Here is a 14,911-nt window from a genome sequence, read left to right as displayed (position 1 = left end):
ATTGCAAAGTATAAATACCTTACTGAATGTTACGAATGACTATGATGAAATGTCTCAATTAGCGGCGAATGTACTGGTGGAGCAAATTACCAAAAAGCCAGATTCCGTATTGTGTATTGCTGGTGGTGATACCCCAAGAGGAATGTTAAACTATTTGTCACATTTAACAGAACAGAAAAAAATAGATCTTTCGAGTTGTCACTTTTTTCTACTAGATGAATGGGTAGGTTTAGATCGAGAAGATAAAGGTAGTTGTCAGTTTTTCCTCTATGAAAATTTGTTTGATCCATTAAATATTACCGAAGATCAAATACATGCCTTCGATGCCACCTCAGAAGATTTAGCAGGGGAATGCACAAGAATTAATAAAGAGCTAGAAGCAATAGGAGGTCTGGATCTAGTTATTTTAGGTATCGGTGTTAATGGACATATTGGTTTTAATGAACCAGGTGTCGATTTTTCAAGTAATGCACACGTGATTCATTTAGATGAGATTACACAGAAGGTAGGAGAGAAATATTTCAAAGAGAAACAGAAAGCCCCTCATATGGGAATTACTTTAGGGATTAATCAAATTATGAAATCACAAAAAGTAATGGCGCTTGCAAATGGTAGAAAAAAAAGAGATGCTGTAAAATCTTTACTTTATAAAGAGGTATCCTCTCAATGCCCTGCAAGTATCTTACGAAAACATCCTGATTTTCAATTAGTTGTGGATGAAGAGGCTTTTTCGAAATGATTTTTTTATTAGAACTAAGCTCGATTAACAGTAAATCAATGTAATATTTAATTAAGCTCTTGTAGCGCACTACTATGATGAAATTGAAGATACTGATTTTGTAATATCGGATGGTCCTGCTGTTGAATCTGGAAGATGTAAATTCATTAGCTGGGTCAGAAAGAATGGATACGGTTCAGCAATATATTATGGAATATTATCAATATATTAAGAATAGTAATGTAAGGTCATCAAAGCTTGAGTGACTAGCGGCTAATCCATGCTGCTTTTTACCGGGGAACGGCTTTACTCTTTGTTCTTTATGTGAAGAATCAAGTAGTGAAAATTCCAGAAAGTTGGTCGTCGCTTAATCAAGCCAATACTTGGATTACTGGTGATTTGCATATAGAGAATCTGGGGTTTTATGGCAATAGAAATGGTGAGGCTATTTTTGAATTGAATGATTTTGATGAAGCAACTATTGCGCTATTTTATTTCGATTTGTTAAATTATGGGACAAGTCTATATCTTCTGAATGACGCTGCACCTAATTTGCAGCTTGAGGTTGAATTGAGACTGTCGAACAATATGGAACGTATTATAGAGAAGCAATTAAGCATGTTGCGGATGGAGCCGTGAACGTTCAGGAAAACTACTTCACAAAGGATAATTTAGAAGGCTTTATTAGCAAATTGGTAAAAGAAGTAAGTGAAGAGCCATTGAACGGTGAATTAGCAAAATGGACAACGGTAAAAGAGGGACGAGTATTCGATTTAACCAATAATCGATTAGAAGAAAAAAATTCTTCGGAAAGCGATACGGATCAGAATAACGAGAAATTATTACCCAAACAGCGACATCGATATTTAACTTTCTGCTTTTTGGTACGGCTCTACTAGTTTTAGGTGGTATCGTATTTTGGATTTATAAAAGGAAGAGTAGCAAGATATAAGCTATAACTAGAAGTTTGTTTACGCTGATGAGTCAATGTGTACGATGCTCGAACATCGTGTGCATTGGCTTTTTTGCAGGATGCATAGAAAAACATATAACAATTGCACGACATCTACTTTTTATTTGGAGGGACTTCGTTATTCCATAAAAAACCCTCCCTCTAAAATCTCAAGGTAGCTTGTAAACATTGTTTTTACATAATATCTTTAAGAGGGTGGAATAAAGAAAGACAGATGAAGTTAAATTATTGTAAATTTTTACATTATTTTCGTTTTTTAAGAAGCAGTCTAGTAGAATAGTATGATAAGGACGGTGAGACTATGAAGAAATATACGAAGCAGGAAACAAGCTGGATGTTATATGATTGGGCCAGTAATGCTTTTTCAATTATTATTACCACCGCAGTGTTTCCTATCTTTTACAAAGCCCAAGCTACATTGTCAGGAGTAGACGGGGCAGATTCGACAGCATATTTAGGTTACACGATTGCTATTTTTACCTTTATATTAGCAATTATTGGGCCGATTTTAGGAACAATTGCAGACTATGAAGGATACAAAAAGAAGTTTTTTATTAGCTTCTTATCGTTAGGTATATTCTCTACGTTCGCACTTATTTTTGTTCCTGAAGGGGAATGGTTACTACTACTTATTTTCTACACACTGGCTTCGCTTGGGTCAACGGGTGCCAATCTTTTCTATGATGCCTTTTTAGTAGATGTGACAGAAAATAAGAGGATGAACAAAGTATCTGCGAGAGGATTTGGTTTAGGTTATATAGGAGGGGCTATCCCATTCGTATTCAGTATCGCTGTTATTCTGCTTGCTCAGCAAGGGATTATTCCAATCTCAAGCACTACAGCAAGTAAAATTGCCTTTTTAATCGCATGTATTTGGTGGACAATTTTCTCTATTCCACTATTGAAAAATGTAAAGCAAGTTCATGCGATTAAACGTGATCCTAAGCCGATTCGCACAAGTTTCCTTCGTTTGAAAGAAACAGTCACACATATTAGAGAGTACAAGTATTTAACAATATTCCTGATTGCTTACTTTTTCTACATAGATGGTGTAGGTACGATTATCTCGATGTCAACGGCATATGGAACAGATGTGGGAGTGGATGCAACGGTATTGCTAATTGTGCTGTTTGTTACACAAATAGTGGCGGCACCATTTGCTATTTTATACGGGCGCTTGGCAGATCGTTTCTCCGCAAAAATAATGCTGAATATAGGGATCATGATATATATTGTAGTATGCATTTATGGATATTTTCTGGAAACGGCGGTTGATTTTTGGATACTTGCTATGCTTGTAGCGACCTCTCAAGGTGGATTGCAAGCCTTAAGTCGATCATACTTCGCTAAACTAATCCCGAAACATAAGTCAAATGAATTCTTTGGCTTTTATAACATTTTTGGAAAATTTGCTTCTGTAACAGGACCATTATTAGTAGGTGTTACATCACAAGTCACTGGGAAATCTAATGCTGGTATATTAAGCTTGATCGCCCTATTTATAATAGGCATGATTGTTTTATTCTTTGTCCCTTCTGATAAGAAAATCAAGGCAATGAGTTAAGAGGAAAGAAAGATGAAGAATTAGCTAAAGCACATAATATGATCGTTGAAATAGGTGCTAACTAACATACTTGTAATTGCAGTAAACCCCATCTATTTGAATATAGGTGGTTTTTTTATATGTTGTTAACGAAAACACCGAATTATTTGTAAATGTTTTCTTACTCATTTTAGCTTTCCTATTCTATGTAATGCTGGCGCGAGGTGTTTGGTGTTGTTGTCCCCCCAGGGCAACAACAAACACCAAATCCCATAACACGCCAAAAGTATGAGATGTGTATTTCCCATATACATTAAAGTACCCTATAGGGCGCATGTTAAAGTTTGAAGGTGGGGCTTTTTTGTGTTTCGGTAAGAAGATTGCTCAAAATCTCCCTTCTCATCTTCGTTCTTAATGCACTCTCATTGATAAATTCAATTGATAGCTTATAAATGATTGTTTCTCTGCTGGTATTTTTTCTTTTACCCATGTTCTTAATTGTGTTTTTGTCACCGGGTTTTCTTTGCTTGCCTCCTGTAAATATTGTTTCAAAGACTCTATGAGCTTAGAATCCTTTACTGACGATTGCAGTGCAAGGTAGCCTTCTTTCACCGAACTTTCTTCAAACTTTATGTCATGAAGTAATGCTTCATTTCTCTTTTTAGTTTGTTCATGTTCTCTACGCACATCTTCTTCCGAATGGATCTTGTCTAAACCATAATAGGCATACAATTCTTCTGGAGCATCATGGTCTTTCATTAATTCTTTTAACTGTACGATCATGTCATATTCGATGGAGATATCATCAATTGGGTGTTCCTGATTCGGGTCCTGTTTATAATTAAATAATTTATGGCCAAATCTTTGGTAATTCTTCGCCATGATATCATTGGATTTGATTTTTAGCACATTTAATCCTTTTGTAAAATCAAATGGTTCAGTTAGGATCGCACCTTGTAATTCATCGATAGTAAAGCGTCGGTTAATTCGCATAGGTGACAATGTGTATTCATATAAAAGATGCTCCACATTCGGCATTGGTGCCCTCATGTACACATATTCGCCATTGGTAATATTAATGTTACTGCCAAAATAACCGAATAACAGACCATTATGATTAGCTTGGTCGTGTTCTAGGACATTGCTTAAAGATTTCCCTTGCATATCCTTAGGTATTTCAATATTAAAGAAATCCAGAATGGTAGCAGGAATATCAATCGTTTGTGCTAATTCATCCGTACTGTCATTCTGACGGCGTATGCTTGGGTTCCAAATAAAGAAGGGCAGCTGGGCAATCTCATTGTAAACAGGCATAATATTTTTACCCCACCATTCATGTTCCCCTAGCATGAAGCCATGATCTGTATTGACAATGAGCATCGTGTCATGCCAAAGGTCCTTCTCGTCCATGTAATCTAATACTTTACCTAAATACGCATCACACATGGTTACGAGTGCTTTGTAGTAGCCTTGTACAATTCTTCTATGCTCATCGGAATAATCATCATATGAATAGAGTAACCAACCATTGTAATCCTCTTGAGAAACACCATACATCTCTAAATATTTTTCAGGAACAAAAAATGGTTCATGCGGATCAAAGCTTTCAATCTGTAAGAACCAATTATCTGCATCTTGGTTTTCTCTTAAAAACTCTAGTCCTGCTTCTACTGTTCGAAAGAGGGGATGATCTTCCTCATTTGGCATGTGTGAACGGTTGATGGCATCCTGGGACATACTTACCATTTTTCGTTTTTGCCCTTCCGAGTCTAACTTTTCTAATCCATCAATGTTTGTATTTTTATTTACTTTTGGCTTCCAATTATCACCCTCTTGTCCTCTAATCAACTCATAGGAGGAATAACGTGGGTGATAGGTGGAGCCTCCATCTCGCCAATAATGTTTATGATCTGTGACAAGGTGTGTGTAAATACCATTGTTCTTTAATAACTCTGGCATCGAATCATCAAACGGTTCTAAAGGCCCCCACCCTCGATGTAAAAAGTTATAACGTCCCGTTTGCATATCACGTCTTGCCGGCATACAGGGCAAACTTCCCGCAAAAAAGTTATCAAAACGAACCGTCTTGGTAGCGAGTCGTGTGAAATTTGGTGTACGAACATCTGAGGTGTCATAAGGACTTAGGTAATTTCTTTTTAACGTATCAAACATTACTTGAATTACTTTCATTCTTTTCAACTCCATTATTACAAAGTGTTTAATAAAATGTAAGGGGGACCATTCTCTATAAGGCAATCCCCCTTGCTGAGGCAGTTAGCTGTAATTTCGCAATTTTCCTACGATATAAGTAAGGATAAAGGAGGCGGTAAAACCAACCGCATAGGATAATAGATATTGTAAATACTTACCATCTGCAATTAATGGAATTGCAGACATGCCGGCTGCACCGTAAGCGGATGCTTGTACATCAAGTAGGCGAATCATCATACCTCCAAAACCAGCACCAATGGATGCCGTAATAAAACCAAAGCCAGAAGGTAAAACAACACCATACATTGTCGGTTCACCAACAGATAAGAAGGTTGTTGGAACAGCACCTTTCGCAATTTCTTTTACTTTTTCACTTTTAGAAAGTAAATAAATCGCCAGACCTGCGCCAACTAGACCTGAATTACTCATGATCTGCACAGGGAATATCGCAGTTGTTCCTGTTGCATTAATTAGTTCTAAGTGAATGGGTACTAACCCATGGTGTAACCCTGTTGCAATTAATGATGGGAATAATGCTGATAATAAGAAACCACCTAAAATACCACTTTTATCAATGACATACATAATTCCTTCAATTAACCAATCAGATACAAATCCAGCAATTGGCATTACGGCAAACACAAAGATAATAGCTGTTATCAAAATCGTAAAAGTAGGTGTTAATACTACGTCTAAAATATTTGGTATTACTTTTCTTAAAAGTTTTTGAACCTTGGCCAGTATATAGACCCCTAAGATGACACCAAAGAGTCCCCCTTGTCCACTTGTCAAACCGAGCATTTCGAGTTGACTTGCAATCGTAATCGCACCAAGTGCACCACCAAGGATCATATCAGTTTTGAATACTCTAGCGGATGTTATCCCAATGTAAATAGCTAAAAATGCGAAAGTAGCATCTCCAATGATGGCAAGAAGTGTACTGACCTCCAGCATATTCCAAGATTCCAGTACTACTTCTTGTGCTGTTAAACTATCTGTAGCACTTACGCCTTGTTTAGCAACTTCAGCAGTCGCAAGGTTTTTAATAATGTTGTTAATCCCCATGGCAACACCGGAAGCGATAATTGCTGGTATTGCAGGAACGAATATACTTGCTAGTGTTTTCAAAAATCCTTGTTTTTTTTCATTGTTTTCCTCAGAACCTGTTACTTCGGCATCTGATGAAGAACTTAGGAGATTTTCAATTTCCTCTCTTACTTTTGTACTGCGACCAGGTCCAACAATAATCTGGGTCGTTTCTTCCTGATTAACCCCCATGACCCCTTTTAGTTCTTTAATCTTTTCTACATCTACTTTTGATTCATCTTTATAACTGATTCTTACTCTTGTCATACAGTTTGTTATATTTGAAAAATTCGATGCGCCGTCAGATAATTCAATTATTTTCTGTGCGAGTTGTTTATCATTCACTGTCCAATCCCCTTTCTAAAGCTGTTAAGGTAACGTTACCATAATGAGATTATAGTGGATGTGCTTGTTTAAATGAAGGGCTTACACGGATATCGGGAAAAGGTTTCATAGGATGGGAATAAAAAAGTGAAGTGTTCCTCAATCTCACCTGAATTTAGATGAAATAAGCTTAGGTGGCAACAACGAGACATTCGGAGTATCGATAAAAACGCCAAAGAAAAGTAACTGAACAAGGGCGAGTGTTATCTGATATAATTCGACTTGTTGTTCGGCGCTTTGTTTTATCTCAGGGCACTGTTTCTTGGTTTAAATGAAATAATTATTTATCTGTAAGTGATCTGTTTTTATATTCAAAGTAATGATAAGCTAGTGTTTCGACAATACTGTGAAAGGCACTTGATGAGTAAAACCAGTCACTAATCAGTTTAGAGTGTTGGTCCACATATACCGGGATAAAGAAAGTGGAGTGGTTGGTTAACCAGTTATTCTCGGAAGCCGTGATGGCTAGGATTTTAACATTCTTTATCAATGGAATACTAAGCGCGTCTTTAAGGGTGGGGTTATTGCCGGATCTTGAAAAAATGATAAGAAGATCATCCTCTGACATTCTCTCTGTTACCAATTGATAAATCTCCGTATTGATATCCATGGGAATAATTTGCATATTTTCCCCAATACCTAAGAACATTCGTTGCATTTCCAGGGCAAGGTTTTGCTGTAGGAGACCTGTTCCCATTAGATAAATGTTAGCACCTTGTTCCATTAGTTCACATACTTTGGAAAGGTTGATATTATTTAAATGGCTGATGGTTCTCTTCACATTTTGGATCACTATTTCGCCGAAATCTACCTGTGACATATGACCTTCTGACAAATGGCTTTCCCATTTCATTAAATTTTTCATTTCTGTATAGCCCGTGAATCCTAATTTCTGAGCAAATCGTAAAACAGACGATTTAGAGCTCAAGCTTTGAGAGGCGAACTCATTAATACTTAGGTCATAGATGTCTTCTTTATGACTTAACATAAATTTTGCCAGCTCTTTTTCACCTTCACTAAAAGCGGAGTAGTTTTTATTAATTAATTCCTCAATTTTCACTGAAAACACCTTCTGTATATCATATATTTGAATAAATTACTAAATTTTGCTGATGGTAATAGAATTGAAAGTACTCCTATCATAATTATATCCTTAAAAGTTCTTTTGACCAAATATATTTGTTTTTAAAAAAAATGGAAATGAGAGTTTTTGATCAAGAAAAAAGTGTTAAGAAACCGCTACGTCTCAACACTTTTTTCTATAAACTATTTGTGAAAATGATATACTTCTTAGCAGTGAGCTGAATGCTAGTTGTTTACTTGATAGCTTACAATTTCTGTTTTTCCAGCTTGTACATCACAGTTTTCTTTTTTTACTAGATTTTCAATGCTGTCACCGTTTGTAAGAACAATTGGGGTAATGGTGTTTGCGGCCGTATTACTAATTTCCTCCAAATCAAATGATACTAACAACTGTCCCGCTTGTACCTTGTCAGCGTCGCTCACATGTAATTCAAAAGGCTCTCCATCTAGCGACACCGTTTCCAAGCCTATGTGTATTAAAATTTCAGCTCCATTAGCAGATCTGATCCCGATTGCGTGTTTAGTGGGAAAAACTTGAATAATTTCGCCATCAACAGGAGATAAAACCTTACCTTCCGTAGGTTTAATGGCTAATCCTTCTCCCATCATTTTTTCGGAAAATGTAGGATCCGGTACTTCTTCTATATTGACAAGCTCGCCTGTTAATGGTGCTAGCCATACCTCATCTAGCTTTTTTCGTTTTGAAAACAATTTACCTAACATGTAACATGCATCCTCTCTTTTGTTGTCCTATGTCATCTAACATTAATTTTATTATTAATGTAATTAAATTTTACAACAATTTAGAGAAGGGTGGTTATTCAATATATTTATACCCTATAACTGTTGATTGATAATATACTCCCTATCACTTAATAGAGAGTTTGTGCCGCATTAACCGTTCCACTTTACTGTAATTATGATGGAATCACTTTTTGATAAATTCAACAAATGCCCTCGCACTATTCTTACTGAAGCGTTGTTTTCTAGTAACTAGCCAAAGGTTCCGTTTAAATGCAACGTCTTTGATTTTGGTTTCGCATAATAAACCTACTTCTAGCTCACGCTTAACGGTTAAACTAGAGACAATGCTTACTCCTAGATTAGCCTCCACCGCACTTTTGATTGCCTGTGTACTTCCTAAATCCATGTAGCTTTCGATGCTATCTAATATGTCATATTCTCTTAAAAAGTTCTCGATGATAAGTCGTGTACCAGACGTAGGTTCACGCCAAATCATTTTTTCGTTTGCTAGCTCTTGAAGGGTAATGGATTCACGATCCTTCCAAGCATGATCAGGAGAATGAATGAGGATTAATTCATCCTCTGCAATACTTTCTACTTGTAAGTTTTTATCTGTGATAATGCCTTCTACCAAAGCAAGGTCGATAATGCCATTAGACAAAGCTTCAAGTACACGTGGTGTGTTCTCTACTAAGAGTGATATATTTATGTTGGGATTTTTCTTATTGAATCTACCTAGAAACCCTGGTAATAAATACTCTCCTATCGTAAGACTTGCACCGACCTTCAAGAATTCATGGTATTTTTTATTGTTCACTTCTATGGCATCCTTCGATCGTTTGAAATCTTCTACAATGGATTTAGCAAAAGGATACAAGATTTTACCGTTTTCCGTTAGTGTTAGTCTGCCATCTTTTCGATCAAAAAGTAAGGTGTTATACGTAGTTTCCAATTGGTGTATTTGTTTAGTCACTGCTGGCTGTGATACATAAGAAAGTTTGGCAGCCTGGCTAATGCTTCCTACATCTACAACCAAACAGAACATCTGTAGGGTAGCGATATTCATTGGTATTTCCTCCTTAAGGACGTAGATAATTATAAACCAAATGAAAAGGTTAAACAATAAGTGCTACTTTATATAAAAGTAGCAGGTCAGAACGGATGGATAGTTATCGTCATTAAGTAAGGGTAACCTTCATAATATTGTATAGATTCATACCAATAATAAATAGAATACTAATATTAAATATTTTTTCCACATGCCTATTTGTCAGTCTTGTGACAATAGTAGAACCAATTATACCGCCAAGAATTCCACCTGGAATCATATAGTAAAGCATAGATAAATCAGAATTGCCATAACCTGTTGTGAATGCAATTAAAACTAGGGCTGCCAACTGGGAGAAAAAAATGATAAAGATAGAATTAATTCCTGCATTTTTGGTGTTCATCGAGAAAAACAATGATAAAACAGCTACATTAATTGGTCCACCGCCAATACCTAAGAATGCGGAAAGCAATCCGAGAGTAAAGCCTACTCCAAGTATAATCAACTTGTTTTCTATTACAAAGGTATTTAATTTGTGTTTCTTCTTAAAATAGATATAGATTAACAAGAGAAGACTAGCTAATACAGCTGATTGGACAATAGCTGTTATAGTTGGGATATTTAGTGATATAGTGAGCAGATTAAATAATGCTTTTCCAGTACCTCCACCAATAATCGAACCTACAGCGATTATCGAACTACTTGTTCTATCAACTCTCATTTCTTTGTTTTTCCTGCATTTAATTAATGATACAGATGACATCGATAAGACAGTAGCAGCAGATAAAATTCCGATTGTTGCTAAATCAAAATGTCCAAGTAAATCTAAAGTAGGCTTAATAATGACTCCACCACCAAGACCAGCAACTGCTCCGAGGGTAGAGGCAAAGAGTCCAACGATAAAATATATAATTAACATAAAATTTCAACTCCGATGTTCTATTTCTTTTGTTGTTTTGACGAAATTAATATTAGCAGAGGTTTTCACATTTCGGTAATACCATTCTTTAATAGCCTATAACCAAAAGATATAGGGGTAGGAAAAAAGAACCGAAGAAAAGGTTTTCCATTACATGTCGAATATGCTGCTATTATTTCAACAACAAATTAATATTTTAGGATTGTTACTATAGGGATAGGCAAAACCTAAATTTGAATGAAAGCTTCTAAAAGGAGCGAATTATATTCAAATTTAGGTTTTTTCTTTGTTTTATAGTCGCAATATGATTGCTATAGTTTCTCGCGAGGGAGAGGATAGATGTGAGTTGATAAAATATTACATAATAATGTCGTTATTTCCCATAATGAGCTTAACTAGCAAGGAAATGCATTAGCCTTCCAAATAAAGTTGGCGATGAAATTGATAAATCCAAGATAAAAAAAACTTTGTCCTACAGACCAAAGGCATTTCAGAAAAACTTGCCAAAGTATTGATGAATAAGTCAGAGATCCTGTTTAAGATGTAAGAAAGGAACATGTAGCACTAAATCGTGAGCAAGAAGCGGTAACGGAAGAGATAACATTTGTAAAATATCATGTAATGGATGGCTACCTTACGTTAGTTCATGCACTTAAGGATAAAACAAAGGCACAAGCCATGAAACAGTACGTGCAAGAAACAAATGCTGTTGTAACAGAGGATGACATCAGAAATTGGATCAAGGACAATGTGGCTAAAGAGGAACAGGCACGTCTTTTCTATCAATTAAATATGACCTTACGTGTGGACTCATTATACACTTGTACCCCATGCTATAATGAACATATAGCATGGAAAAAGGAGTTTTTGGAGTGGAAAAGGAGAATCAGCAAGCTTCTTGTTGTTCAGTCAGCAGAGCAAGCTTTACAGATGCAAAAACAGAAACGTCACCTGTGACAAATCAAAAAAAGCAAACCATTAAATTTAAAGATAAAATGGTATTACTTGATGGTGGAGCATTTCTAATGGGGACAGAGGATGATGACGGCTTTCCAGCTGATCAGGAAGGTCCTGTAAGAAAAGAAGAGGTGAAGCCTTTTTATATCGATAGCCACACGGTGACTAATGCCGAATTCAAGGCATTCGTGGATGATACTGGCTACAAAACCGAAGCAGAAAATTTTGGTTGGTCATTTGTTTTTCATTTGTTTCTTCGGAAGGAACAGGTGATAGAAGAACGAAGGGTTCCAGGAACACCATGGTGGTTAGCAGTGGATGAGGCATTCTGGTATCAACCAGAAGGTCCCGGATCCTCGATTGACGAGCGGATGGACCACCCGGTTATTCATGTCTCCTGGAATGATGCGGTTGCTTTTTGTGACTGGGCAGGGAAGCGACTTCCGACTGAGAAAGAATGGGAGTATGCTGCTCGTGGTGGATTAGTACAAAAGAAATATGCATGGGGAGATGAGTTGCACCCGAATGGTGAACATTACTGCAATATATGGCAGGGTGAATTTCCTACGAGTAATACGAAGGAGGATGGCTATATAGGTACTGCACCAGCTGTCTCGTTTCCGCCAAATGGTTATGGCCTATACAATGTCTCAGGAAATGTTTGGGAATGGTGTGCTGATCCGTTTGAAAATGATAACACCAAACAATTAAAATACCCAGGAAACCAAATACCACGAGTGATACGAGGTGGTTCCTACCTGTGTCACCATTCCTACTGTAATCGATACCGAGTAGCAGCACGTAGCGCGAATACAATGGACAGTTCAACAGGCAATTTGGGCTTTCGTTGTGTGGCGGATATATAATCATAGCTTAGACATGTCCCAGCGATGGGGTATGTCTTTTATTAATGTTTTTAAAAACCCCTGGCTGTGCTATGGGTTCCGGAAAGCTTTTAGCATGGGTCAAAAAAAGCCTCACTTCATGGTAAGGTAAAGTTGGTTTCCCGACCACTATATCGCACCAAAGAAGGAGGCGTGTCCCATGAAGGACAAGAATAGTTTAGAACACACAACGTGGAATTGTACGTATCATATTGTTTTCGCTCCAAAATATAAAAGGCGAATCATTTATGGAAAATATAAAAGAAGTATCGGCCAAATTATTCGAGATTAATGTGAGTCGAAAGGTGTAACTATTCATGAAGCTAATGCTATGGCTGATCATTTAACATTATTAAAATCAAGTTGGGAAGAGAGGGATCGCTATGTATTAAGTAATGGGCATACATGTCTTGCTTTGTATTCAGCTTAGGCAAGAAGTGGCTATAAATGGATTTATGATGGAAACTATGGTGTGTTAAACGATTTGTTAATGAAAATAGGCATCATTGATCAGCCAATTATTTTTCTATCACAAACGTCAACAGCGTTTGGGTCTGTAATTGTTACGATCATTTGGCAAGGAATCCCATTTTTTGCGATTATGTTATTAGCCGGTCTTCAAGCAATCTCTACAGAGATGTATGAAGCTGCCGATATTGATGGTGCGACTAAGTTACAGAAATTATTACGAATTACGATTCCATCTTTGAAAAATGTAATATTTATCACGGTTTTACTAAGAGTTATTTGGGTAGCAAACTCGGTAGATATTATTCATAATATGACTGGTGGAGGCCCTTCTTATTCTACACAAACCTTAAGTGTCTATATTTTTAACAAAGCGACAGTACTAGACTTAGGGTATTCTTCCAGTATGGCATTATTCTTAATGGTGATGCTCGCAGTTGTTGCAATACCATACTTGAAGAATTCATTTAAGGAGAGATAATTAATGAAGCAGAAAGGTCTATTTCAAAAGATACTCCTATTATATTTACCACTTACAATTATTATGGTGTTTTTGCTTTTTCCTTTTTATTGGACATTCATTACATCAATAAAACCTGAAAATGAATTATACGGTCCAGTTGTTACTTACTGGCCAGAAAATTTTACGTTAGAAGCTTATAGAAAGTTATTTGGCGAATTTAATTTTATATTACCAATGTTTAATAGTTTTTCCGTTGCAATAATCACAACGATTGTCACTTTGATTGTGTCGACATTAGCGGCATATGCATTCACTAGATATGAGTTTTTTGGTAAGAAGGTATTTATGGGGTTGTTTTTAACAAATAATATGTTCCCCAATGTTCTATTGTTAATTCCTTTGTTTGCGATTATGCGTAGTGTTAATTTACTACATACACCAATTTCACTCGTTATTGCTTATGCAACGTTTACCATACCTTTTTCTGTATGGATGCTTACTGGTTATTTAAAAGATTTACCTTCATCATTAGAAGAAGCTGCAATGATAGATGGAGCCAATCGTGCTAAAGCTTTTATTAAAGTGATTTTGCCTGTATTAATGCCATCTATTATCGCAACAGGTGTCTATATTTTTATTCAGTCTTGGAATGAATATACGTTTGCAGTTTTATTTACTAATGAAGAAACAAGGACAATTCCTGTTACGTTAAAAAACCTAATCGGTCAATTAGGTGTTCAGTGGGATTTACTGACAGCAGGAGGTATTATCACGATTATTCCAGTCTGTGTCCTATTCTTTTTTGCACAGAAGAAATTAATTGAAGGTATGACGGCAGGATCGGTAAAAGGATAACAGAATTAGAGGAGGTCTTTATCAATGATTATTGAACAGTATGCGTTTAATGAAGAAGGTATGCAGAAAGTATATAGTAATAATGACTGGATGGTTGGTTTGAAGAATTGGAAGCCTTCAAATGATATAGATGGTTTCAATAGTCTAGAAAAACATAATGAAACGGATGAATTATTTGTACTTCTAGAAGGTGGATGTAACCTTGTGTTTGGAGAAGAATCAGCAGGTGATTGGCAGTTTGGTAATGTTCGCATGGAGCAAGGTAAAGTGTATAACATCCCTAAAGGGCTGTGGCATAACACAATAACAACAAAAGATGCGAAGTTAGTACTGATCGAAGCACCAAATACTAGTATGGAAAATAGCGAAATAATAGAGTTAAAAGGTAAACAGATTGAAAAATTAAAAGAACTTATAAGCAATGACTAAAAAGAAGCTGTCACATAATTTAGTGGCAGCTTTCATAATGAAATAAGTTATTTGAGGACTAATTTGTGTCTACTAGAGAGTATAATTTTTCTCCCAATTTAACGTGAAGAGAAAAGCGTAACTAATCCAATAACCAACGCTTAAAA

General features: G+C 36.3%; 15 protein-coding genes and 2 pseudogenes. 11 read left to right on the top strand and 6 right to left on the bottom strand.

Annotated elements, in window-relative coordinates:
• Position 1 precedes the first annotated feature (1 nt).
• The 4 genes from ACTNEP_RS09475 to ACTNEP_RS09460 all read left to right on the top strand — a co-directional run bounded on the left by ACTNEP_RS09475 (position 2) and on the right by ACTNEP_RS09460 (position 3,255).
• Complete coding sequence (locus tag ACTNEP_RS09475) at positions 2-739, top strand: glucosamine-6-phosphate deaminase (RefSeq protein WP_441161657.1); 738 nt, start codon at positions 2-4, stop codon at positions 737-739.
• Positions 740-994: 255 nt separating this feature from the next.
• Positions 995-1,357 (top strand): DUF2252 family protein, encoded by a 363-nt coding sequence (locus ACTNEP_RS09470; RefSeq protein ID WP_441161821.1) that lies wholly within the window; start codon positions 995-997, stop codon positions 1,355-1,357.
• Positions 1,354-1,617 (top strand): hypothetical protein, encoded by a 264-nt coding sequence (locus tag ACTNEP_RS09465; RefSeq protein ID WP_441161656.1) that lies wholly within the window; start codon positions 1,354-1,356, stop codon positions 1,615-1,617. Before ACTNEP_RS09470 ends, ACTNEP_RS09465 begins: the two co-directional genes overlap by 4 nt.
• A 375-nt stretch (positions 1,618-1,992) precedes the next feature.
• On the top strand, positions 1,993-3,255 hold the full coding sequence (locus tag ACTNEP_RS09460) for an MFS transporter (protein WP_441161655.1): 1,263 nt from the start codon (positions 1,993-1,995) through the stop codon (positions 3,253-3,255).
• 390 nt (positions 3,256-3,645) lie between these two features.
• On the opposite strand, the gene ACTNEP_RS09455 is transcribed toward ACTNEP_RS09460, so the two are convergent.
• The 6 genes from ACTNEP_RS09455 to ACTNEP_RS09430 all read right to left on the bottom strand — a co-directional run bounded on the left by ACTNEP_RS09455 (position 3,646) and on the right by ACTNEP_RS09430 (position 10,709).
• Positions 3,646-5,424 carry a sulfatase gene (locus tag ACTNEP_RS09455; RefSeq protein WP_441161653.1) on the bottom strand — a complete coding sequence of 593 codons (1,779 nt, stop codon included), beginning with the start codon at positions 5,422-5,424 and terminating at the stop codon, positions 3,646-3,648.
• An 84-nt stretch (positions 5,425-5,508) separates the two neighbouring features.
• Complete coding sequence (locus ACTNEP_RS09450) at positions 5,509-6,876, bottom strand: PTS transporter subunit EIIC (protein WP_441161651.1); 1,368 nt, start codon at positions 6,874-6,876, stop codon at positions 5,509-5,511.
• A 319-nt stretch (positions 6,877-7,195) separates the two neighbouring features.
• Positions 7,196-7,975 (bottom strand): MurR/RpiR family transcriptional regulator, encoded by a 780-nt coding sequence (locus ACTNEP_RS09445; RefSeq protein WP_441161650.1) that lies wholly within the window; start codon positions 7,973-7,975, stop codon positions 7,196-7,198.
• A gap of 248 nt (positions 7,976-8,223) precedes the next feature.
• A complete protein-coding gene (locus tag ACTNEP_RS09440) occupies positions 8,224-8,721 on the bottom strand; it encodes a PTS sugar transporter subunit IIA (RefSeq protein ID WP_441161648.1) in 498 nt (165 codons plus the stop codon).
• 205 nt (positions 8,722-8,926) lie between these two features.
• Positions 8,927-9,808: a LysR family transcriptional regulator gene (locus ACTNEP_RS09435; protein WP_441161647.1), complete on the bottom strand. Its 882-nt coding sequence runs from the start codon at positions 9,806-9,808 to the stop codon at positions 8,927-8,929.
• A gap of 112 nt (positions 9,809-9,920) precedes the next feature.
• Entirely contained in the window at positions 9,921-10,709 is a 789-nt protein-coding gene (locus ACTNEP_RS09430) for a TSUP family transporter (RefSeq protein WP_441161645.1), read from the bottom strand.
• A gap of 621 nt (positions 10,710-11,330) precedes the next feature.
• Between ACTNEP_RS09430 and ACTNEP_RS09425 the strand changes: the two genes are divergently transcribed.
• The 7 genes and pseudogenes from ACTNEP_RS09425 to ACTNEP_RS09395 all read left to right on the top strand — a co-directional run bounded on the left by ACTNEP_RS09425 (position 11,331) and on the right by ACTNEP_RS09395 (position 14,765).
• Positions 11,331-11,666, top strand: coding sequence for a hypothetical protein (locus ACTNEP_RS09425; RefSeq protein WP_441161644.1), 336 nt, complete (start codon positions 11,331-11,333; stop codon positions 11,664-11,666).
• Entirely contained in the window at positions 11,582-12,532 is a 951-nt protein-coding gene (locus tag ACTNEP_RS09420; RefSeq protein ID WP_441161642.1) for a formylglycine-generating enzyme family protein, read from the top strand. Before ACTNEP_RS09425 ends, ACTNEP_RS09420 begins: the two co-directional genes overlap by 85 nt.
• Positions 12,533-12,710: 178 nt before the next feature.
• A pseudogene (gene tnpA, locus ACTNEP_RS09415) lies at positions 12,711-12,911 on the top strand (IS200/IS605 family transposase); the annotation flags it as partial.
• Positions 12,912-12,980 (top strand): annotated as a pseudogene (locus ACTNEP_RS09410) (hypothetical protein); the annotation flags it as partial.
• 42 nt (positions 12,981-13,022) lie between these two features.
• On the top strand, positions 13,023-13,499 hold the full coding sequence (locus ACTNEP_RS09405; RefSeq protein WP_441161641.1) for a carbohydrate ABC transporter permease: 477 nt from the start codon (positions 13,023-13,025) through the stop codon (positions 13,497-13,499).
• 3 nt (positions 13,500-13,502) lie between these two features.
• Positions 13,503-14,336 (top strand): carbohydrate ABC transporter permease, encoded by an 834-nt coding sequence (locus tag ACTNEP_RS09400; RefSeq protein ID WP_441161639.1) that lies wholly within the window; start codon positions 13,503-13,505, stop codon positions 14,334-14,336.
• A 24-nt stretch (positions 14,337-14,360) separates the two neighbouring features.
• A complete protein-coding gene (locus ACTNEP_RS09395; protein ID WP_441161638.1) occupies positions 14,361-14,765 on the top strand; it encodes a cupin domain-containing protein in 405 nt (134 codons plus the stop codon).
• Positions 14,766-14,911 lie beyond the last annotated feature (146 nt).

Source organism: Gracilibacillus sp. HCP3S3_G5_2 (assembly GCF_052063305.1).
Taxonomy (GTDB): domain Bacteria; phylum Bacillota; class Bacilli; order Bacillales; family Amphibacillaceae; genus Gracilibacillus.
The sequence above is the reverse complement of the archived record's forward strand: the minus strand, read 5'-3'. Positions and strand labels throughout refer to the sequence as shown.